Below are 18,620 nucleotides of genomic sequence, written 5' to 3' on the forward strand. Positions count from 1 at the left end.
GCTTATCCTTTTACTTTAAATGAACAATTATTGTCCAAAACCCTTAAGGTTTGCTTTTTTCAACGCAGATTCATATTGAGAAGACATTAAATGACTTTGAACCTGAACGATGAAATCCATAATTACAACGACTACAATTAAAAGAGATGTTCCACCGAAGTAAAATTTAACATCCCAAGCCGATGTCATAATATAAGGAACTAAACATACAAACGTTACATAGAGACCGCCAATTAATGTAAGACGAGTCATCACTTTATCAATATAACGTGATGTTTGTTCACCGGGTCTAATTCCTGGAATAAATGCACCAGATTTTTTTAGATTATCTGCTGTATCACGAGGATTATATTGCATTGCTGTATAGAAAAAACTGAAGAAAATAATTGCAACAGCATAAACAAGCAAATAAAGTGGTTGACCAGGATTCAATAACATTGATAAATTATTTAACCATTCAAATTTATCATTTTGCCCAAACCATTGTGTTAATGTAGCTGGGAATAAAATAATACTTGAAGCAAAAATTGCTGGCATTACATTTGCCATATTCACTTTCAATGGTAAATGTGTTGAATGACCACCTAAAATTTGACGACCTTGCTGACGCTTCGCATATTCAACGCGAATTCTACGTTGTCCTCTTTCAACAAAAACAACAAAATAAGTTACTGCAAATACAATAGCTGCGATCAGAAGAAGAACTAATGGATGCATCTGTCCTTGACGAGCCTGCTCAATAGTTTGAAGAATGGCCGATGGTAAACCAGCTACAATACCGCCAAAAACAAGAATTGAAATACCGTTACCAATACCTCTTTCAGTTATTTGCTCACCCAACCACATAAGGAACATTGTCCCAGTGACTAAACTAACAACTGAAGTGAAGTAAAAACTAAATCCAACATTTGGCACTAAGCCAGACAACATATTTGGTAAGCCTGTTGAAATAGCTACTGCCTGAATCGTTGCAAAAACAACTGTCGCATAACGAGTATATTTAGAAATTTTACGCTGACCAGCAGCACCTTCTTTCTTTAATTCTGCTAAAGCAGGAGAAACCGTTGCAAGCAATTGAATTACAATAGATGCCGATATATATGGCATGATTCCTAATGCTAAAATGGATGCACGGCTTAGAGCACCACCAGAGAACATGTTAAACATGTCAATGATAGTGCCTTTTTGTTGTTCAACTAATTGAGCTAGAACAGTCGCATCAATACCAGGAACCGGAATGAATGAACCAATTCGATAAACGATAAGTGCACCTAAAACGAAAAGTAATCGGCTTTTTAATTCACCTTTACCGCTATTAGTACTTCTTGCTTGATAACCTGGTTGTTTAGCCATTTGCTAATTATTCCTCAATTGAACCGCCAGCAGCTTCAATTGCTGCTTTTGCACCTTTAGTTACACGTAAACCGCGTACCGTTACTGCAGATTTCACTTCTCCAGCTAAAATTACTTTAGCGAATTGGATATCTTTAGTTAAGATATTTGCTGCTTTTAATGTTTCTAAAGTTACTACATTACCTTCAACTTTGGTTAATTCATTTAAACGAACTTCTGCAGTCACTGCAGATTTCATTGAAGTAAAACCAAATTTTGGTAAACGACGGTATAACGGCATTTGACCACCTTCGAAACCGCGACGAACACCGCTACCAGTACGAGATTTTTGACCTTTATGACCGCGGCCACCAGTCTTGCCTAAACCTGAACCAATACCACGACCGAGGCGTTTAGCACTATGCTTTGCACCTTCAGCCGGAGATAGAGTATTTAAACGCATCTCTTACTCCTCCACTTTAACCATGTATGAAACTTGGTTAATCATACCACGTACTGCAGGCGTATCAATTAACTCAACAGTGTGGTGCATATGGCGAAGACCAAGACCACGCAAGGTAGCTTTATGCTTCGGTAAACGAGCAATTGAGCTACGAACTTGTGTTACTTTAATAGTTTTAGCCATTATTCATTACCCCAAGATTTCATCAACAGTTTTACCGCGTTTTGCAGCAACCATTTCTGGTGATTTCATATTTGCTAATGCATCAATAGTTGCACGAACAACGTTAATCGGGTTGGTAGAACCATACGCTTTAGAAAGAACGTTACGTACACCTGCAACTTCCAATACCGCACGCATTGCACCACCAGCGATGATACCTGTACCTTCACTTGCTGGCTGCATAAATACACGTGAACCAGTATGAACACCTTTAACTGGATGTTGTAATGTACCTTCATTTAAAGCGACATTAATCATATTGCGACGTGCTTTTTCCATCGCTTTTTGGATCGCTGCTGGAACTTCGCGAGCTTTACCATAACCAAAACCTACTCGGCCATTACCATCGCCCACCACAGTTAATGCAGTGAAACTCATAATACGACCACCTTTTACAGTTTTTGATACACGGTTTACTGCGATTAGCTTCTCTTGCAGTTCACCAACTTGTTTTTCGATGTTTGACATCTCAATTTACCTCATTAGAACTGTAGACCAGCTTCACGTGCAGCGTCCGCTAAAGTTTGGACACGACCATGATATTTAAAACCGGAACGATCAAAAGCAACAGCTTGAACGCCTTTTGCTAATGCGCGTTCTGCAACAGCTTTACCGACTGCTGCAGCAGCATCTTTATTACCGGTGTATTTTACTTGCTCACGAATTGCTTTCTCAACAGTTGAAGCAGCGGCAAGCACTTCTGAACCGTTTGGTGCAATAACTTGTGCATAAATATGACGTGGAGTGCGGTGAATAACTAAACGAGTTACACCTTGCTCTCTCATCATATGACGTGCACGAGCTGCACGACGGATACGAGCTGATTTCTTATCCATAGTGTTACCTTAATTATTTCTTCTTAGCCTCTTTGATACGTACCACTTCATCAGCGTAACGTACCCCTTTACCTTTATAAGGCTCAGGACGGCGATAAGCACGAATATCTGCTGCAACTTGACCGATCAACTGTTTGTCTGCACCTTTCAACACTATTTCGGTTTGAGATGGACATTCTGCAGTAATACCTACCGGCAAAGTGTGCTCTACTGGGTGAGAATAGCCTAAACTTAATGCAATTGCGTTACCTTTAAGTTGAGCTCTGTAACCTACACCCACCAATACTAATTTTTTAGTGAAACCTTCAGTAACACCGATAACCATTGCATTAACTAATGCACGTGCAGTACCCGATTGAGCATTTGCTTCAACAAAACCTTCACGTGGAGTGAACGTAAATTGTCCGTTATCTTGTTTTACTTCAACTGATTCATGAATTTTGCGAGATAACTCGCCATTTTTACCTTTTACTGTTAATAGCTGACCGTCGAGTTTAACTTCAACGCCGGCAGGAATATTAACAGGTGCCTTTGCAACACGAGACATTTTCCTACCTCTCTATTAAGCTACATAACAGATGATCTCACCGCCTAAACCTGCTTGACGAGCAGCACGGTCAGTCATAACACCTTTAGATGTAGAAATAACTGCAACACCTAAACCGCCCATAACTTTTGGTAATTCATCTTTACGTTTGTAAATACGAAGACCAGGACGACTTACACGTTGGATGCTTTCTACAACTGGTTTGCCTTGGAAATATTTTAAAGTAATTTCCAATTCAGGTTTAGCACCTTCTAAAACTTTTACGCTTTCGATATAACCTTCAGCAGCTAATACGTTGGCAATTGCCACTTTTAGCTTGGAAGAAGGCATATTGATTGCAACTTTGTTCGCAGCTTGACCGTTACGAATACGGGTCAGCATATCTGCGATTGGATCTTGCATACTCATTGTACTTTTTCTCCGATTCCAAAATAAAGTGGTATATTACCAGCTCGCTTTTTTAAGGCCTGGGATTTCACCGCGCATTGCAGCTTCACGAACCTTAATTCGGCTTAAACCAAACTTACGTAAAACGCCATGAGGACGTCCAGTTTGGCGGCAACGGTTACGTTGACGAGATGGGCTAGAATCACGTGGTAAAGTTTGTAACTTTAACACTGCATCCCAACGATCTTCATCAGAGGCATTGACATCAGAAATGATTTTCTTTAATTCAACACGTTTTGCGTAGAATTTTTCAGCCAATTTAACGCGTTTTACATCGCGTGCTTTCATTGATTGTTTAGCCATTATAACCTGCCTTATTTACGGAATGGGAAATTAAAGGCAGCAAGTAGTGCTTGACCTTCTTCATCATTCTTAGCAGTAGTTGTGATAGTGATATCTAAACCACGTACACGATCTACTTTATCGTAATCGATTTCAGGGAAGATGATTTGTTCACGCACACCCATGCTATAGTTACCACGACCATCGAATGATTTCGCACTTAAGCCGCGGAAGTCACGAATACGTGGAACAGCAATTGTAATCAAACGTTCAAAGAACTCCCACATACGCTCACCGCGTAGTGTTACTTTACAACCGATTGGATATCCCTGACGGATTTTAAAGCCAGCAACAGATTTACGAGCTTTAGTTACTAAAGGTTTTTGACCGCTGATTGCTGCTAAGTCCGCTACTGCGTTGTCTAGCAATTTTTTGTCGGTCAATGCTTCACCCACACCCATATTCAGGGTAATCTTTTCGATTCGTGGGACTTGCATGACAGATTTGTAGCCGAATTTATTTTTTAATTCGCTTACTACTTGATCTCTGTAGTAATCATGCAGTTTCGCCATCGCATTACTCCAGTTTGTTAGATAATTTCATTGTTAGATTTGAAGAAACGTACTTTTTTGCCGTCTTCGAATCTAAAACCTACACGGTCAGCTTTATTTGTTTTAGGATTGAAAATCGCAACATTTGAAGCGTCAATTGCAGCTTCTTTTTTCACCAAACCACCAGCCTTTCCTAATGCAGGAACTGGTTTTTCATGCTTAGTAATGATGTTGATACCTTCAACAAACACTTTACCGTTTGGTAACACTTTAGTTACCTTGCCACGCTTGCCCTTATCTTTACCAGTAAGAACAATTACTTCATCATTTTGACGGATTTTAGCAGCCATTACATTCCCCTTACAGTACTTCTGGAGCTAAAGAAATGATCTTCATGAATTTCTCAGAACGAAGTTCACGAGTCACTGGTCCAAAAATACGAGTACCGATTGGTTGCTCAGTGTTATTATTTAAAATTACACAAGCGTTACCATCGAAACGAATAACTGAGCCATCTGGGCGACGAACACCCTTCTTGGTGCGCACAACAACTGCTTTTAATACATCACCTTTTTTTACTTTACCGCGTGGAATTGCTTCTTTTACAGTAATTTTGATGATGTCACCAATCGCAGCATAACGACGGTGCGATCCACCTAGAACCTTGATACACATTACGCTGCGAGCGCCTGAATTATCAGCAACATCCAGCATAGTCTGTTCTTGGATCATATTAGTGCTCCGTTAAGATTAAAAAAACACCCTTTCGGGACGAACCCATCCACACTATTCAGATAGAATGGCAGATAGGCGGCGGATTTTATCAAAAGAAAAAGAGAAAGGCAATGATAATTTAGCTTCCTCTTATTGATCTATTTACTAAATAATCCAGTTAAAATTTACCGCACTTTTGGAATTATAAAAATATCCTCATCCTCTCAAAAATTTATCGAATGAAAAATAAACTGCAGAAAAAATGAAACGCTCTCTTCTCTTACCTTAGATAAATTCATCAGTTTTCAGATTTTGGGAAAATTTCCTTGCCTAAAAGCCAAAGATACAGATCGAGCTCTTTTAAGTTAAATCTTTCTAATTTATAAAATCTTTGAAAATCTATCAAAATCTCTTTAAATTTTCTGTAATTTTTTAAATCTTTCCTTTTAAAGGCTGAAAATTTATCTACTTTATTAAAATAGAGGAGATCTTGCTCCACATAGCTATCATAAATTGGGAAAGCAATTGGATTATGATGACTACAATATTTAGTTGCAAAAGAGTAAAAATACTTCTCCTTACCACCAATTGTTACTTCTCCTAATTCACGAACTAATTCAATATCACCAGATTTTAAACGTTTATCTAGATCTTTAATACCCAAAATATGCTTTGCAACATGATGAATAGCAAATATATTTGTACTATAAACATTGTTAGGAATATTTATATTATCAAGCACTGGCTCTATAAAAGTATCATCTAACAAATATAATCCTGTTACATATTCTCCTAATAAGATTCTAAAAGTCTCTCGATCATATATATCTGCTTCTGTATCCAAATCATTTTCATCATAAAACTCTGTGATGTCAATCTCCTCTTCTTGATAAGGAAGATCATGTATTAATATATACTTCATTGTATCAGATAAATGACACCACCAATCCCAATCTTCATTAGAAATATTCCCAGTAGTATCTGTATCATTGATAAGTTCTTCTGGGAATTTATCCTCTGCTAATTTTGACGTTTCTTTACGGGTATCAACGCCGTTGATGAAATTAATTAATCTATGTCCCAAATAACGAGTATTCCACTCATCAGAATATTCAAAACCAAGATCTTCAGAAATTTCTCTTAAGTACCATTATTAAAAATATTTTTTTCAGTATTTGTTTAGGTGTTATGTCAATAACACCTAAAAGAAAAAGTGCGGTTAAAATTCATTGAATTTTAACCGCACTTTAAAAACAAAAAAGCCAATAGATTTACACTATTGGCTTTTATTTTATTACTCTTTGTTATTAATTAAGCAATAACTGCTTTCTCAACAACACGAACTAAAGTCCAAGATTTGGTTTTTGATAGAGGGCGACATTCGCGAATCTCTACGGTATCACCAACTTTGGCTTCATTGTTCTCATCGTGTACGTGTAATTTAGTTGTACGACGGATAAATTTACCATATAAAGGGTGTTTTACCTTACGTTCAATAGCAACAACGAAAGATTTTTCCATTTTGTCGCTAACAACTTTACCTTGTACGCTACGAATTTTATCAGTCATTACTCACCCGCCTTTTCGGTTAATACAGTTTTTACACGTGCAATATCACGACGCACTTGCTTAGCCTGATGGGTTTGTTGAAGCTGACCGGTGGCTGTCTGCATACGCAACTTGAATTGTTCACCTAAAAGGTTTACTAATTCAGCATTCAGCTCTTCAACACTTTTTGTACGTAAATCTTGAGCTTTCATTACATCACCGTCTTAGTTACGAAAGTGGTCTTAACTGGCAATTTAGCAGCTGCTAATGCAAATGCGTTTCTTGCTACTTCTTCAGACACACCATCCATTTCATAAAGCACTTTACCCGGTTGGATTAAGGCTACCCAGTACTCAACGTTACCTTTACCTTTACCCATACGGACTTCTAATGGTTTTTCAGTAATTGGTTTATCTGGGAATACACGAATCCAGATTTTACCTTGACGTTTTACTGCACGTGACATTGCACGACGTGCCGCTTCGATTTGACGAGCGGTTAAACGACAACGACCAACTGCTTTTAAACCGTAAGTACCGAAACTAACTTCAGTACCGCTCGCGATACCACGGTTGCGGCCTTTGTGAACTTTACGGAATTTTGTACGTTTTGGTTGCAACATTTAGCGTTTCTCCTTACTTACGACCTTTACCGCGAGGAGCCTTTTTAGGCTTGTCGGCAGGTTGTTGTTCTGATTGCGCAACGGCAGCCATTCCACCAAGAATTTCACCTTTGAAGATCCACACTTTAACGCCGATTACGCCGTAAGTTGTATGAGCTTCTGCAGTGTTATAATCGATGTCCGCACGAAGAGTATGTAGAGGTACGCGACCTTCACGATACCATTCTGAACGTGCGATTTCTGCACCACCTAAACGACCGCTAACCTCAACTTTGATACCTTTAGCACCTAAACGCATAGCACTTTGTACCGCACGTTTCATTGCACGACGGAACATTACACGACGTTCTAATTGAGAAGCGATGCTATCTGCAACTAATTTCGCATCTAATTCAGGTTTTTTCACTTCAGCAATGTTAATTTGAGCAGGAACGCCAGCGATTTTAGACACTGCGTTACGTAATTTTTCAACATCTTCGCCTTTTTTACCGATTACGATACCAGGACGAGCTGTGTGAATAGTTACACGAATACTTTTAGCTGGACGCTCAATAGTAATACGTGAAACTGAAGCATTTGCTAATTCTTTATTTAAGAATTTGCGTACTTTGAAATCGCCTTCAAGATTGTCAGCGAAGTCTTGTGTATTCGCGAACCAAGTAGAGCTCCAAGGTTTAACAATACCTAGGCGAATACCATGTGGATGTACTTTTTGACCCATTGCTATTCCTCTACTTATTAACGATCTGACACAACCACAGTAATGTGGCTAGTACGTTTTAAAATACGATCTGCACGACCTTTAGCACGTGGCATAACACGTTTCATGCTAGGACCTTCATCAACGAAGATTTTAGCAACTTTAAGATCATCAATATCTGCACCGTCATTGTGCTCTGCATTTGCAATAGCTGATTCTAAAACTTTCTTCACTAAAGCTGCTGCTTTTTTGTTAGTGAAAGTTAAAATTTCTAATGCTTGCGCAACTTTTTTACCACGAATTAAATCGGCAACTAAGCGAGCTTTTTGGGCAGAAGTGCGAGCGTAACGATGTTTTGCGATAGTTTCCATCTCTTTACCTCTTATTTCTTAGCTTTCTTATCTGCCGCGTGACCGCGGTATGTACGAGTCGGTGCAAATTCACCAAGCTTATGACCGATCATTTCATCAGATACATAAACAGGAACGTGCTGACGACCATTATGGACTGCGATGGTCAATCCGATCATTGATGGAATGATCATTGAACGACGGGACCAAGTTTTAATTGGTTTTTTATCCCCGCTTTCCACCGCCTTCTCTACCTTCTTCAACAAGTGTAGGTCAAGGAAAGGACCCTTCTTGAGAGAACGTGGCATGGCTAATCCTCTTTAATTTAATCTATTATTTGCCACGACGACGTACGATATATTTATCAGTACGTTTGTTGTGACGAGTTTTCTTACCTTTAGTTTGAACGCCCCAAGGAGTTACTGGGTGTTTACCAAAGTTACGACCTTCACCACCACCGTGTGGGTGATCTACTGGGTTCATTGCAGTACCACGAACTGTAGGGCGAATGCCTCTCCAGCGGTTAGCACCAGCTTTACCCAATACGCGAAGCATATGTTCTGAGTTACCAACTTCACCGATTGTAGCAACACATTCAGCTAATACTTTACGCATTTCGCCAGAACGTAAACGTAAAGTTACATAGTTGCCTTCACGTGCGATGATTTGTACATAAGCACCAGCAGAACGAGCGATTTGACCGCCTTTACCTGGTTTTAATTCAACGTTATGTACTGTTGAACCAACTGGGATATTACGCATTGGTAATGAGTTACCCACTTTAATTGGTGAGTTTATGCCAGCTTGGATTTGATCGCCTACTGACAAACCTTTAGGTGCTAAAATATAACGGCGTTCACCATCTTTATAAAGCACTAAAGCAATGTTAGCAGAACGGTTTGGATCATATTCTAAACGCTCAACAACCGCTGGAATGTCTAACTTGTTACGTTTGAAATCTATTAAACGGTAGTGTTGTTTGTGACCGCCACCAATGTGACGAGTAGTAATACGACCATAGTTGTTACGACCACCAGTTTTAGATTTAGTATCTAGAAGAGGTGCGTAAGGTTTACCCTTGTGTAATTCAGGGTTCACGATTTTAACAACGTGACGACGACCAGCGGAGGTCGGCTTACATTTAACGATAGCCATTCTCTAATTTCCTCCGATTACTCTGCACTGTCCACGAAGTCCAAGTTTTGGCCTTCGGCTAAAGTTACATAAGCTTTTTTCCAGTCGCTGCGACGACCCATTTTGTTACCACGGCGTTTAGTTTTACCTTTAACAACCACAGTACGAACTGAATCTACTTTTACTTCAAATAATTGAGCAACCGCAGCAGCAATTTCAGCTTTGTTCGCATCTAAAGCAACTTTAAGTACAACAGTGTTAGATTTTTCAGCATTGTTAGTTGCTTTTTCAGAGATGTGCGGTGCACGTAGCACACTTAGCAAACGTTCTTGACTCATGCTAGGATCTCCTCAATTTGTTTCACAGCATCAACAGTAACAATCACTTTATCGAAAGCGATTAAGCTAACTGGATCGATACCTTGAACATCACGTACATCAACTTTATATAAGTTACGTGCGGCTAAGAATAGATTTTCATCTAAACTTGCTGTGATAATTAACGCATCTTCAACGGCTAAATCTTTTAATTTTTGTACTAAAACTTTAGTTTTTGGTGCATCTAATTCAAATTTTTCCACCACAACCAAACGGTCTTGACGAACTAATTCAGAAAGAATGCTTTTGATAGCACCACGGTACATTTTCTTGTTCACTTTTTGGCTGTGATCTTGTGGTTTAGCCGCGAAGGTTGTACCACCAGAACGCCAGATTGGTGATTTAATATCACCAGCACGAGCACGACCTGTACCTTTTTGACGCCAAGGTTTTTTACCCGAACCAGACACTTCAGCACGAGTTTTTTGCGCACGAGTACCTTGACGCGCACCTGCTGCATAAGCAACAACAACTTGGTGGATCAACGCTTCGTTAAACTCACGTCCGAAGGTAGTTTCAGAAACAGTGAGTGCGTTTGCACCTACAACTTGTAATTCCATCTCTATCTCCTAGACTTATGCTTTAACTGCCGGCTTAACGATAACATCGCCATTGATAGCACCAGGTACAGAACCTTTTACTAATAGCAATTTACGCTCAGCATCTACACGAACAACTTCAAGTGATTGAACAGTTACACGTTCAGCACCTAAATGTCCTGCCATTTTTTTACCTTTAAACACACGACCTGGTGTTTGGTTTTGACCAATAGAACCAAGTACACGATGTGATAAAGAGTTACCGTGTGTAGCATCTTGAGTACGGAAGTTCCAACGTTTAACACCACCTTGGAAACCTTTACCTTTAGAAGTACCAGTAACATCTACTTTTTTAACATCTGCGAAGATGTCTACATTGATTTCTTGACCTAAAGTGAATTCTTCACCTTCAGTACGAAATTCCCATAAACCGCGACCAGCTTCAACACCTGCTTTCACGAAATGACCTGCTTCAGGTTTAGTTACACGATTCGCTTTTTTAGAACCAGTAGTAACTTGAACTGCAGTATAGCCATCGTTTTCAAGAGTTTTAACTTGAGTTACGCGGTTGGCTTCAATTTCGATAACGGTAACTGGTACTGACACGCCGTCTTCATTGAAGATACGGGTCATACCAACTTTACGACCGACTAAACCAATCATTGTAATAACCTCTTAATTAACCTAGGCTGATCTGCACGTCCACGCCGGCAGCCAAATCTAAACGCATTAATGCATCAACAGTTTTTTCTGTTGGCTCTACGATATCTACTAAACGTTTGTGAGTACGAATTTCGTATTGGTCACGTGCGTCTTTGTTTACGTGTGGAGAAATCAACACGGTGAAACGCTCTTTACGAGTTGGTAAAGGAATTGGACCACGAACTTGTGCGCCAGTACGTTTAGCTGTTTCTACGATCTCCGCAGTAGATTGATCGATCAAACGGTGATCGAAAGCTTTTAAGCGGATACGGATTCTTTGGTTCTGCATTAGACCAGAGCTCCAATAAAATTTAGCTAATAAAAAAACTAACACCAATCACAATTCTAACTTCAAATATAGAAAAGGAGGTGCAAGTTACCTGTTATATAGTCTCCAAATCGGAAACATTGTTAGCCTGACATATCGTCATGCCCGTTCAATAAATGATTACATTAAACGGCTCTCATATTGAGAGTCCGTGTATTCTATAGAAAGACAACCCTATTTGCAAGCTTTTATTTTAACTATTTTGTTGGCCTAAAAGCCTCTAATAATTTATCAAAAATATATTCTTCAAGGTGTGTGTAAACCGTTTTTCTTTGACGACATAGTGTCACTTTCCACGGAACAGGACTTTCGATTTTACGACACAAAAATTCTTTTGAATGATAAAGCTCAGCCATAGGTAACGGTAGAATAGTTAATAATTCTTTGTTTGTTTTGACCGCACTTAGCAGAAAATCCCAACAACTCGAATCCAAAACAATATCTGGATAACAATTATTGCGCTCAAAAGCTTCCTTCAAATGATGATGAATCATAAATGTTTGATCAAAAATTGCCATTTTCTGCTGATGTAAATCAGCCCATGTGATTTGTTGTTTTTTTGCTAAGACATGCTTTGGTGAAAGAAATAAGGCTAATTCAGAACTATGAATTTCAATTGAATCAATAATATTTTTTGATATTCGCTCGGGATATAACAACACGGCTAAATCAACTTTATCTAAAAGAAGTTCACTCTTTAGAGCATAAGCTCCAATTTCTTTAATAATAAAATTAATATCTGGATTCTTAAGAATAAGATGAGGCAATACAGAAGAGAACACGGCTGATAAAACTAAGGGAGGAATACCAATTGTTATCGTGCCTTTCTTACAATCTTTTGATTTATAAAGATTTGTTCTCATATCATTGTAACGCTTGATCACTTCTTTTGCATCACGATAATAATTTTCCCCCGCAAAGGTTAGTCCAATAATTTTTCCTGATGCCCGTTTAAATATCTGAATATTTTCACGATTCTCAAACTCCGTAATCATCATACTTAATGCAGGTTGAGACACATATAAATTTTGAGACGCTCGGCTTAAATTAAAATCATTATCTACGATTGAAACAAAATATCTTAGATGCCTAATATCCATCATTTTCACCCCCCTAAGGACTGCCATTTTTACAAAATATAGCACAAGGATTGTTTAAAACACTATCAAAATAACTTATACCCGCCTAAGAAAGATGTATTTCTTTTACGAAATTTTTTTTGCTATTTTTAATATCAATCTAGTTCCTTTATTGCCTATCAAGGATCATCACAAGAAACATATCCATTTGAAATATAAGATACTTATTTGTTGATATTCTTTCTTTTAATCTCGTTATTAGGAGGTCTCTATGACACAAAAACATCTTAAGCTTAATAATCTAAATCAACACCTACATGATGGTATGAGCATCATGTTTGGTGGATTTATGGGTATCGGCACTCCAGCCAAACTTGTCCAACAAATCTTAGATTCTGGCGTAAAGGATCTCACACTCATAGGCAATGACACAGCCTTTATTGACACTGGCGTAGGGCCTTTAATTGTAAATAATCGAGTCAAACGTTTAATTACATCCCATATTGGTACAAATCCAGAAACTGGCAAAAAAATGATTGCTGGTGAAATAGATGTAGAACTCGTTCCACAGGGTACCTTAGCTGAACGGATTCGTGCAGGTGGCGCCGGATTAGGTGGTATTTTAACACCAACGGGTGTCGGCACTGTTGTTGAAGAAGGAAAACAAAAAATTCAAATTGATGGCAAAGAATATTTACTTGAACTCCCACTAAAAGCTGATATTGCCATTATCCATGCTCAAAAAGGTGACATGAATGGCAATTTAGCTTATGAATTATCTGCTAGGAACTTTAATCCACTAGTTGCTTTAGCAGCCAAAACTGTCATTGCCCAAGTTGATAATCTACTAGAGGTCGGTCAGTTACCCCCAGATGAAGTCATCACGCCAGCCGCATTAATTGATTACATTGTTTGTTCAGAATAAGGAGAACGCCATGAATGCAAAAGAATTAATCGCTCGCCGAATTGCGATGGAATTACATGATGGAGATATTGTTAATCTCGGTATTGGTTTACCAACACAGGTTGTTAATTATTTACCTGATAATGTCAATATTACACTTCAATCAGAAAATGGCTTTCTTGGTTTAACTGCATTTGACCCAGAAAATGCTAATTCAAACTTAGTAAATGCTGGTGGTCAGCCTTGTGGAATTAAAAAAGGCGGCGCTACTTTTGATAGTGCTTTTTCTTTCGCTTTAATTCGTGGCGGTCATGTTGATGCCTGTGTGCTAGGTGGACTTGAAGTTGATCAAGAAGCAAATCTCGCTAACTGGATGGTGCCTGGCAAAATGGTACCAGGAATGGGCGGAGCAATGGACTTAGTGACTGGTGCAAAAAAAGTGATTATTGGCATGGAACATTGTGCCAAGTCAGGTTCCTCAAAAATTCTAAAGAAATGTACATTACCGCTCACAGCAAGTAAAAAAGTTGCCATGGTGGTTACCGAATTGGCAGTATTTAACTTCATTGAAGGCAGATTAGTTCTAAAAGAACATGCTCCTCATGTGGATTTAGAAACAATTAAAGCCAAAACAGAAGCCGATTTCATTGTTGCCGATGATTTCAAAGAAATGCAAATCAGCCAGAAAGGACTTTAATTATGATTAGTCGCGTTTCTCGTTTTATGACGACATTCGTCAGTAAATACCTGCCAGACCCACTTATTTTTGCCGTGTTACGCACCTTTGTCACATTCATTTGTGCTTGGGGATTAACCGATAGTACACCTGTTGATTTAGTTAATATGTGGGGTAATGGCTTTTGGAATTTACTTGGTTTTGGTATGCAAATGGCATTAATTGTCGTAACTGGTAATGCTCTTGCAACCTCACCACAAATTCGTAAGTTTCTTTCTACAATCGCTTCAATAGCAAAAACACCAGCACAAGGTGTTGTCTTAGTTACGTTTATGGGTTCAATTGCCTGTATCATTAACTGGGGCTTCGGTTTGGTCGTTGGTGCGATGTTTGCAAAAGAAGTCGCGCGGAGAATAAAAGGCAGTGACTACGCCTTACTGATTGCCTGCGCCTATATTGCATTTATGACATGGGGTGGAGGTTTTTCAGGCTCAATGCCACTTTTAGCCGCAACACCAGGCAACCCAGTTGCTCATTTAATGGTGAGCGAAAGCAACCCACAAGGTATTATTCCTGCAGTTAGTACGCTTTTCTCTGGGTACAATATTTTTATCACGTTAAGTTTAGTCATTTGCTTGCCTTTCATTACCTATATGATGATGCCCAAAAATGGCGAAGCAAAAAGTATTGATCCAAAACTTATTGCGCCCGATCCAACATTTGATAAAAAATTGGATAAAGATGCAACACTTGCTGAAAAAATGGAAGAAAGCCGCTTCTTAGCCTATACAATCGGGGCATTAGGATATAGTTACCTCGGTATGTATTTCTACAAAAACGGATTCAATCTCACAATTAATAATGTAAACCTTATTTTCTTAATCACAGGAATTGTGCTTCATGGCTCGCCAATGGCCTATATGCGAGCAATTATTAATGCCACAAGAAGCACAGCAGGGATCTTAGTGCAATTCCCATTCTATGCGGGTGTGCAACTAATGATGGAGCATTCAGGCTTAGGTGGTTTAATCACAGAATTCTTTATCAATGTTGCTAACAAAGATTCTTTCCCATTATTAACCTTCTTTAGTTCTGCCTTTATTAACTTTGCAGTGCCTTCTGGTGGCGGTCACTGGGTCATCCAAGGACCATTTGTTATCCCTGCTGCTCAAGCATTAGGTACAGATCTGGGTAAGTCTACAATGGCAATTGCCTATGGTGAGCAATGGATGAACATGGCTCAGCCATTTTGGGCATTACCAGCACTGGGTATCGCAGGGCTTGGCGTGAGAGATATTATGGGCTTCTGTATGACCGCACTTATCTTCACCGCACCAATTTTTATTATTGGTTTATATTTCTTATAGAAAAGGAGTTAAAAATGGAAAATGTTGTTATTGTTAGTGCAGTTAGAACACCGATCGGCAGCTTTAATGGTGCATTATCTTCCGTAAGTGCGGTTGATTTAGGCGCAATTGTGATACAAGAAGCCATCAAACGTGCCAACATTGAAAGTGCATTAGTTAATGAAGTCATCATGGGGAACGTATTACAAGCAGGACTAGGGCAAAATCCAGCCCGTCAAGCAGCATTAAAAGCAGGAATAGAGAAAGAAATCCCTTCTTTAACAATCAATAAAGTATGTGGATCTGGTCTAAAAAGTGTCGCATTAGGTGCACAGTCTATTATCAGTGGTGATGCTGATATTGTTGTTGTGGGTGGCATGGAAAATATGAGCCAAGCACCTTATCTTTTAGATAGCAAAGTACGACAAGGCGTCAAAATGGGTAATCTCACATTAAGGGACACAATGATTGAAGACGGACTAACTTGTGCTAGCAATCACTATCATATGGGGATTACTGCCGAAAATATTGCAGAACAATATGGTATTAGCCGCCAAGCACAAGATGCACTCGCATTACGTTCACAAACCTTAGCATCTCAAGCCGTGCAATTAGGTGTATTTGATAAGGAAATTATCCCTGTTATGGTAAAAACTCGCAAAGGTGACATTATTGTTTCACGAGACGAGTATCCTAAAGCAGATACTACAGCTGAAGGTTTAGCTAAATTAAAACCTGCTTTCAAAAAAGAGGGTACTGTCACCGCAGGTAACGCTTCTGGCATTAATGATGGTGCTGCAGCACTTATTTTAGTTAGCGAAAGCAAAGCTCATGCACTTGGATTAAAAGCCATTGCAAAAATTAGAAGCTATGCCAGCGGTGGGGTAGATCCATCTGTTATGGGATTAGGTCCAGTTCCAGCAACGCAAAAAGCATTGAAAAAAGCAGGAATAAATCTTGATGATATCGATCTGATAGAAGCAAATGAAGCCTTTGCCTCACAGTTCTTAGGTGTTGGCAAAGATCTCAATTTGGATATGAATAAAACCAATATTCATGGTGGAGCTATCGCACTTGGGCATCCAATCGGCGCGAGTGGTGCAAGGATTTTAGTAACGTTATTGCACAATCTTATCGAAAAAGATAAAAAACTTGGACTTGCTACACTTTGTATTGGCGGTGGTCAAGGTATTTCTATGATTGTAGAACGCTTATAACTATTTACTTCCTAAACTACAACAGCGAAATATTTCACTTCTAACTAAAAAAGCGAATTTCTTTTAAGAAATTCGCTTTTCTTTTGATATCCAATTATTCTTTCCTCTCCATCATCGCAATATGCCTTGTTGCGGCAATCCACGCCCCAACATAGCCCATAATTAAACAGCACACTAATAAGAATACAAATTCGCCAACGCCTAATCCATTCAAACTGAATTGGACGGCAAAAATATCCGTTACATATTTCACCGCAGAAGTAAAATAGCTGATAATAAAGCTACTAAAAATTGCTGCAACTAACCCACCTAACAGGGCATAAATCATCCCAGTATAAAGATAAGGACGAAGGATAAACTGATCTGTTGCACCAAGCAATTTCATCACATCAATACTTGAGCGGCTACTGTACACATCAGAGCGAATACTGTTACCAATAACTAAAAATACCGCTATCGTCATTAATACAGTGCAGAAAATTGCCACATGGGCGATTAACCATGAAAGTGCGGTTAATTTTTCCATCCAATCGTTATCTAAGCGAACTTCTTGCACGCCTTTAATTTTATTTAAATTGGTACGTAATTCGTCACGTTTTTCTGAAACATTAAATTCGCTCGTCGGTTTTACAATAACGACCGCAGGCAATGGATTATCATCTAAAATTTCTAATTCTTCGCCAAAGCCAGACCAGCTTTTAAATTCCTTTAAACTTTCTTGACGAGAAACATAATTCAGCGATTCTACGCCTTTTTGCTGGCGGATTTTTTCTACCACTAAATTCGCGTTTTCCTCACTTAAATTTTTATGAAGATAAATAGTCAATTCACTTTCAGGATAAAATTGAGTGGTGGCTAAATGCAAATTTTTCCACATTAAATAGCTCACAGTTGGGATCGTAAGCGAAACGGCAATCACTAAAATCGTGAGCAGCGTGCCAAATTTACGTTGCCATAAATCCGCCCATACTGCACGCAAAGTATAGGCTGTTTGAACAAAAACAGATGCATCCGTTGATCGGCTCATGATTATTCCTTAATAACGTAAATAACCTTGTTCAAGCACAAGACAAGGTTTTGGTTTTTGTTGAATTAAATTAATGTCGTGAGTAGCAATTAACACAGTCATTCCTAGACGATTAAATTCTTCAAACAAATTAAAAATCCCCACGGAAAGTTCATCGTCTAAATTACCCGTTGGTTCATCTGCCAATAAGAGTTGAGGTTTATGCACAATCGCACGCGCAATATCAACGCGTTGCTGTTCTCCGCCAGAAATTTGCGGAGGCAAATAGTGGGCTTTATTACGCAATCCTACACGATCTAAAGATGCCATTGCTCGAGTATTTGCATCTTTTGGATGCATACCTGCAATAATCAACGGCAATGCCACATTTTCCACTACAGTACGATCTGTTAATAAACGATAATCTTGATGAACCATACCAATTTGGCGACGCAGAAATGGAATTTCATATTTTGACAAGCGAGTAATATCATGCCCGTTAAACCAAATTTGACCCGCGTTGGCTTTTTCCATCCCCATAATAAGCTTGAGTAATGTACTTTTCCCTGCGCCTGAATGCCCAACTAAGTAAGTCATACTTCCCACTGGAAGATGAAAATTCAAGCCTTGTAAGGCGGGCTGTGTTGCACCATGATAGGCTTTAGAAACATTTGAGAACTTAATCACAATTTTTCCTT

Annotated in this window: 30 protein-coding genes; 4 read left to right on the forward strand and 26 right to left on the reverse strand. The window is 38.9% G+C overall.

Annotation, left to right across the window (positions count from 1 at the left end; genetic code table 11):
• Positions 1-27: 27 nt before the first annotated feature.
• The 24 genes from secY to AT683_RS01075 form a co-directional block, all read right to left on the reverse strand.
• Positions 28-1,353, reverse strand: a complete 1,326-nt coding sequence (gene secY, locus AT683_RS00960; RefSeq protein ID WP_011272220.1) for a preprotein translocase subunit SecY — start codon at positions 1,351-1,353, stop codon at positions 28-30.
• A 7-nt stretch (positions 1,354-1,360) separates the two neighbouring features.
• Positions 1,361-1,795: a 50S ribosomal protein L15 gene (gene rplO, locus AT683_RS00965; RefSeq protein WP_011272219.1), complete on the reverse strand. Its 435-nt coding sequence runs from the start codon at positions 1,793-1,795 to the stop codon at positions 1,361-1,363.
• A gap of 3 nt (positions 1,796-1,798) precedes the next feature.
• Positions 1,799-1,978, reverse strand: coding sequence for a 50S ribosomal protein L30 (rpmD, locus tag AT683_RS00970; protein ID WP_005543631.1), 180 nt, complete (start codon positions 1,976-1,978; stop codon positions 1,799-1,801).
• Between the two features lie 6 nt (positions 1,979-1,984).
• Positions 1,985-2,485, reverse strand: coding sequence for a 30S ribosomal protein S5 (gene rpsE, locus AT683_RS00975; protein ID WP_005625871.1), 501 nt, complete (start codon positions 2,483-2,485; stop codon positions 1,985-1,987).
• Positions 2,486-2,499: 14 nt separating this feature from the next.
• Complete coding sequence (rplR, locus tag AT683_RS00980; protein WP_005625873.1) at positions 2,500-2,853, reverse strand: 50S ribosomal protein L18; 354 nt, start codon at positions 2,851-2,853, stop codon at positions 2,500-2,502.
• Positions 2,854-2,866: 13 nt separating this feature from the next.
• The gene (rplF, locus tag AT683_RS00985; protein WP_005655593.1) at positions 2,867-3,400 is read right to left on the reverse strand and encodes a 50S ribosomal protein L6; all 534 of its coding nucleotides are present in this window, start codon (positions 3,398-3,400) and stop codon (positions 2,867-2,869) included.
• Between the two features lie 15 nt (positions 3,401-3,415).
• The gene (gene rpsH, locus AT683_RS00990) at positions 3,416-3,808 is read right to left on the reverse strand and encodes a 30S ribosomal protein S8 (protein WP_005625877.1); all 393 of its coding nucleotides are present in this window, start codon (positions 3,806-3,808) and stop codon (positions 3,416-3,418) included.
• Between the two features lie 36 nt (positions 3,809-3,844).
• Entirely contained in the window at positions 3,845-4,150 is a 306-nt protein-coding gene (gene rpsN / locus AT683_RS00995; protein ID WP_005625879.1) for a 30S ribosomal protein S14, read from the reverse strand.
• Between the two features lie 11 nt (positions 4,151-4,161).
• Entirely contained in the window at positions 4,162-4,701 is a 540-nt protein-coding gene (gene rplE / locus AT683_RS01000) for a 50S ribosomal protein L5 (protein WP_005625881.1), read from the reverse strand.
• A 17-nt stretch (positions 4,702-4,718) separates the two neighbouring features.
• Positions 4,719-5,030 carry a 50S ribosomal protein L24 gene (rplX, locus tag AT683_RS01005; RefSeq protein WP_005635734.1) on the reverse strand — a complete coding sequence of 104 codons (312 nt, stop codon included), beginning with the start codon at positions 5,028-5,030 and terminating at the stop codon, positions 4,719-4,721.
• A 10-nt stretch (positions 5,031-5,040) separates the two neighbouring features.
• Positions 5,041-5,412: a 50S ribosomal protein L14 gene (gene rplN / locus AT683_RS01010; protein WP_005548786.1), complete on the reverse strand. Its 372-nt coding sequence runs from the start codon at positions 5,410-5,412 to the stop codon at positions 5,041-5,043.
• Positions 5,413-5,692: 280 nt separating this feature from the next.
• Positions 5,693-6,316: a hypothetical protein gene (locus AT683_RS01015; RefSeq protein WP_058222240.1), complete on the reverse strand. Its 624-nt coding sequence runs from the start codon at positions 6,314-6,316 to the stop codon at positions 5,693-5,695.
• Positions 6,317-6,705: 389 nt separating this feature from the next.
• Positions 6,706-6,963, reverse strand: coding sequence for a 30S ribosomal protein S17 (gene rpsQ / locus AT683_RS01020; RefSeq protein ID WP_005625886.1), 258 nt, complete (start codon positions 6,961-6,963; stop codon positions 6,706-6,708).
• Entirely contained in the window at positions 6,963-7,154 is a 192-nt protein-coding gene (gene rpmC / locus AT683_RS01025) for a 50S ribosomal protein L29 (RefSeq protein WP_005625888.1), read from the reverse strand. Before rpmC ends, rpsQ begins: the two co-directional genes overlap by 1 nt.
• Complete coding sequence (gene rplP / locus AT683_RS01030) at positions 7,154-7,564, reverse strand: 50S ribosomal protein L16 (RefSeq protein WP_005648425.1); 411 nt, start codon at positions 7,562-7,564, stop codon at positions 7,154-7,156. The genes rpmC and rplP overlap by 1 nt, the downstream gene beginning before the upstream one ends.
• A 13-nt stretch (positions 7,565-7,577) precedes the next feature.
• On the reverse strand, positions 7,578-8,285 hold the full coding sequence (gene rpsC / locus AT683_RS01035; RefSeq protein ID WP_005625894.1) for a 30S ribosomal protein S3: 708 nt from the start codon (positions 8,283-8,285) through the stop codon (positions 7,578-7,580).
• Between the two features lie 17 nt (positions 8,286-8,302).
• Positions 8,303-8,635 carry a 50S ribosomal protein L22 gene (gene rplV, locus AT683_RS01040; protein ID WP_005625897.1) on the reverse strand — a complete coding sequence of 111 codons (333 nt, stop codon included), beginning with the start codon at positions 8,633-8,635 and terminating at the stop codon, positions 8,303-8,305.
• A gap of 11 nt (positions 8,636-8,646) precedes the next feature.
• Positions 8,647-8,922, reverse strand: coding sequence for a 30S ribosomal protein S19 (gene rpsS / locus AT683_RS01045; RefSeq protein ID WP_005539416.1), 276 nt, complete (start codon positions 8,920-8,922; stop codon positions 8,647-8,649).
• A 25-nt stretch (positions 8,923-8,947) separates the two neighbouring features.
• The gene (gene rplB, locus AT683_RS01050; RefSeq protein ID WP_005652371.1) at positions 8,948-9,769 is read right to left on the reverse strand and encodes a 50S ribosomal protein L2; all 822 of its coding nucleotides are present in this window, start codon (positions 9,767-9,769) and stop codon (positions 8,948-8,950) included.
• A 17-nt stretch (positions 9,770-9,786) separates the two neighbouring features.
• Entirely contained in the window at positions 9,787-10,086 is a 300-nt protein-coding gene (gene rplW, locus AT683_RS01055) for a 50S ribosomal protein L23 (RefSeq protein ID WP_005632756.1), read from the reverse strand.
• Positions 10,083-10,685, reverse strand: a complete 603-nt coding sequence (rplD, locus tag AT683_RS01060) for a 50S ribosomal protein L4 (protein WP_005652369.1) — start codon at positions 10,683-10,685, stop codon at positions 10,083-10,085. Before rplD ends, rplW begins: the two co-directional genes overlap by 4 nt.
• Positions 10,686-10,700: 15 nt before the next feature.
• Entirely contained in the window at positions 10,701-11,327 is a 627-nt protein-coding gene (gene rplC / locus AT683_RS01065) for a 50S ribosomal protein L3 (RefSeq protein WP_005632753.1), read from the reverse strand.
• 16 nt (positions 11,328-11,343) lie between these two features.
• Complete coding sequence (gene rpsJ / locus AT683_RS01070) at positions 11,344-11,655, reverse strand: 30S ribosomal protein S10 (RefSeq protein WP_001181005.1); 312 nt, start codon at positions 11,653-11,655, stop codon at positions 11,344-11,346.
• Positions 11,656-11,891: 236 nt separating this feature from the next.
• The gene (locus tag AT683_RS01075) at positions 11,892-12,794 is read right to left on the reverse strand and encodes a LysR family transcriptional regulator (RefSeq protein WP_032821878.1); all 903 of its coding nucleotides are present in this window, start codon (positions 12,792-12,794) and stop codon (positions 11,892-11,894) included.
• Between the two features lie 250 nt (positions 12,795-13,044).
• Between AT683_RS01075 and atoD the strand changes: the two genes are divergently transcribed.
• Genes atoD through AT683_RS01095 form a run of 4 tightly spaced genes read left to right on the forward strand, consistent with a single transcriptional unit; the run spans position 13,045 to position 16,916 of the window.
• A complete protein-coding gene (atoD, locus tag AT683_RS01080) occupies positions 13,045-13,698 on the forward strand; it encodes an acetate CoA-transferase subunit alpha (RefSeq protein WP_005648442.1) in 654 nt (217 codons plus the stop codon).
• 10 nt (positions 13,699-13,708) lie between these two features.
• The gene (locus AT683_RS01085; RefSeq protein WP_005660145.1) at positions 13,709-14,374 is read left to right on the forward strand and encodes a 3-oxoacid CoA-transferase subunit B; all 666 of its coding nucleotides are present in this window, start codon (positions 13,709-13,711) and stop codon (positions 14,372-14,374) included.
• Between the two features lie 2 nt (positions 14,375-14,376).
• Entirely contained in the window at positions 14,377-15,720 is a 1,344-nt protein-coding gene (locus tag AT683_RS01090; RefSeq protein WP_005660147.1) for a TIGR00366 family protein, read from the forward strand.
• A gap of 14 nt (positions 15,721-15,734) precedes the next feature.
• The gene (locus AT683_RS01095) at positions 15,735-16,916 is read left to right on the forward strand and encodes an acetyl-CoA C-acetyltransferase (protein WP_050845996.1); all 1,182 of its coding nucleotides are present in this window, start codon (positions 15,735-15,737) and stop codon (positions 16,914-16,916) included.
• Between the two features lie 94 nt (positions 16,917-17,010).
• On the opposite strand, the gene ftsX is transcribed toward AT683_RS01095, so the two are convergent.
• Complete coding sequence (ftsX, locus tag AT683_RS01100; RefSeq protein WP_005660149.1) at positions 17,011-17,943, reverse strand: permease-like cell division protein FtsX; 933 nt, start codon at positions 17,941-17,943, stop codon at positions 17,011-17,013.
• A gap of 9 nt (positions 17,944-17,952) precedes the next feature.
• On the reverse strand, positions 17,953-18,609 hold the full coding sequence (ftsE, locus tag AT683_RS01105) for a cell division ATP-binding protein FtsE (protein ID WP_005648452.1): 657 nt from the start codon (positions 18,607-18,609) through the stop codon (positions 17,953-17,955).
• Between the last annotated feature and the right edge of the window lie 11 nt (positions 18,610-18,620).

It is taken from the genome of Haemophilus influenzae (genome assembly GCF_001457655.1).
Classification (GTDB): domain Bacteria; phylum Pseudomonadota; class Gammaproteobacteria; order Enterobacterales; family Pasteurellaceae; genus Haemophilus; species Haemophilus influenzae.

Coding starts and splice junctions, on each gene's coding strand:
- AT683_RS01095 (WP_050845996.1), top strand. CDS start 15,735: ATGGAAAATGTTGTTATTGTTAGTGCAGTTAGAACACCGATCGGCAGC.
- rplO (WP_011272219.1), bottom strand. CDS start 1,795: ATGCGTTTAAATACTCTATCTCCGGCTGAAGGTGCAAAGCATAGTGCT.
- rplC (WP_005632753.1), bottom strand. CDS start 11,327: ATGATTGGTTTAGTCGGTCGTAAAGTTGGTATGACCCGTATCTTCAAT.
- rplD (WP_005652369.1), bottom strand. CDS start 10,685: ATGGAATTACAAGTTGTAGGTGCAAACGCACTCACTGTTTCTGAAACT.
- rpsH (WP_005625877.1), bottom strand. CDS start 3,808: ATGAGTATGCAAGATCCAATCGCAGATATGCTGACCCGTATTCGTAAC.
- rplB (WP_005652371.1), bottom strand. CDS start 9,769: ATGGCTATCGTTAAATGTAAGCCGACCTCCGCTGGTCGTCGTCACGTT.
- rplE (WP_005625881.1), bottom strand. CDS start 4,701: ATGGCGAAACTGCATGATTACTACAGAGATCAAGTAGTAAGCGAATTA.
- rplN (WP_005548786.1), bottom strand. CDS start 5,412: ATGATCCAAGAACAGACTATGCTGGATGTTGCTGATAATTCAGGCGCT.
- rplP (WP_005648425.1), bottom strand. CDS start 7,564: ATGTTGCAACCAAAACGTACAAAATTCCGTAAAGTTCACAAAGGCCGC.
- AT683_RS01015 (WP_058222240.1), bottom strand. CDS start 6,316: ATGAAGTATATATTAATACATGATCTTCCTTATCAAGAAGAGGAGATT.
- rpmC (WP_005625888.1), bottom strand. CDS start 7,154: ATGAAAGCTCAAGATTTACGTACAAAAAGTGTTGAAGAGCTGAATGCT.
- atoD (WP_005648442.1), top strand. CDS start 13,045: ATGACACAAAAACATCTTAAGCTTAATAATCTAAATCAACACCTACAT.
- rpmD (WP_005543631.1), bottom strand. CDS start 1,978: ATGGCTAAAACTATTAAAGTAACACAAGTTCGTAGCTCAATTGCTCGT.
- AT683_RS01075 (WP_032821878.1), bottom strand. CDS start 12,794: ATGGATATTAGGCATCTAAGATATTTTGTTTCAATCGTAGATAATGAT.
- rpsN (WP_005625879.1), bottom strand. CDS start 4,150: ATGGCTAAACAATCAATGAAAGCACGCGATGTAAAACGCGTTAAATTG.
- rplF (WP_005655593.1), bottom strand. CDS start 3,400: ATGTCTCGTGTTGCAAAGGCACCTGTTAATATTCCTGCCGGCGTTGAA.
- AT683_RS01085 (WP_005660145.1), top strand. CDS start 13,709: ATGAATGCAAAAGAATTAATCGCTCGCCGAATTGCGATGGAATTACAT.
- rplW (WP_005632756.1), bottom strand. CDS start 10,086: ATGAGTCAAGAACGTTTGCTAAGTGTGCTACGTGCACCGCACATCTCT.
- rpsQ (WP_005625886.1), bottom strand. CDS start 6,963: ATGACTGATAAAATTCGTAGCGTACAAGGTAAAGTTGTTAGCGACAAA.
- rpsJ (WP_001181005.1), bottom strand. CDS start 11,655: ATGCAGAACCAAAGAATCCGTATCCGCTTAAAAGCTTTCGATCACCGT.
- rplX (WP_005635734.1), bottom strand. CDS start 5,030: ATGGCTGCTAAAATCCGTCAAAATGATGAAGTAATTGTTCTTACTGGT.
- AT683_RS01090 (WP_005660147.1), top strand. CDS start 14,377: ATGATTAGTCGCGTTTCTCGTTTTATGACGACATTCGTCAGTAAATAC.
- rpsE (WP_005625871.1), bottom strand. CDS start 2,485: ATGTCAAACATCGAAAAACAAGTTGGTGAACTGCAAGAGAAGCTAATC.
- rpsC (WP_005625894.1), bottom strand. CDS start 8,285: ATGGGTCAAAAAGTACATCCACATGGTATTCGCCTAGGTATTGTTAAA.
- rplR (WP_005625873.1), bottom strand. CDS start 2,853: ATGGATAAGAAATCAGCTCGTATCCGTCGTGCAGCTCGTGCACGTCAT.
- secY (WP_011272220.1), bottom strand. CDS start 1,353: ATGGCTAAACAACCAGGTTATCAAGCAAGAAGTACTAATAGCGGTAAA.
- rplV (WP_005625897.1), bottom strand. CDS start 8,635: ATGGAAACTATCGCAAAACATCGTTACGCTCGCACTTCTGCCCAAAAA.
- rpsS (WP_005539416.1), bottom strand. CDS start 8,922: ATGCCACGTTCTCTCAAGAAGGGTCCTTTCCTTGACCTACACTTGTTG.
- ftsX (WP_005660149.1), bottom strand. CDS start 17,943: ATGAGCCGATCAACGGATGCATCTGTTTTTGTTCAAACAGCCTATACT.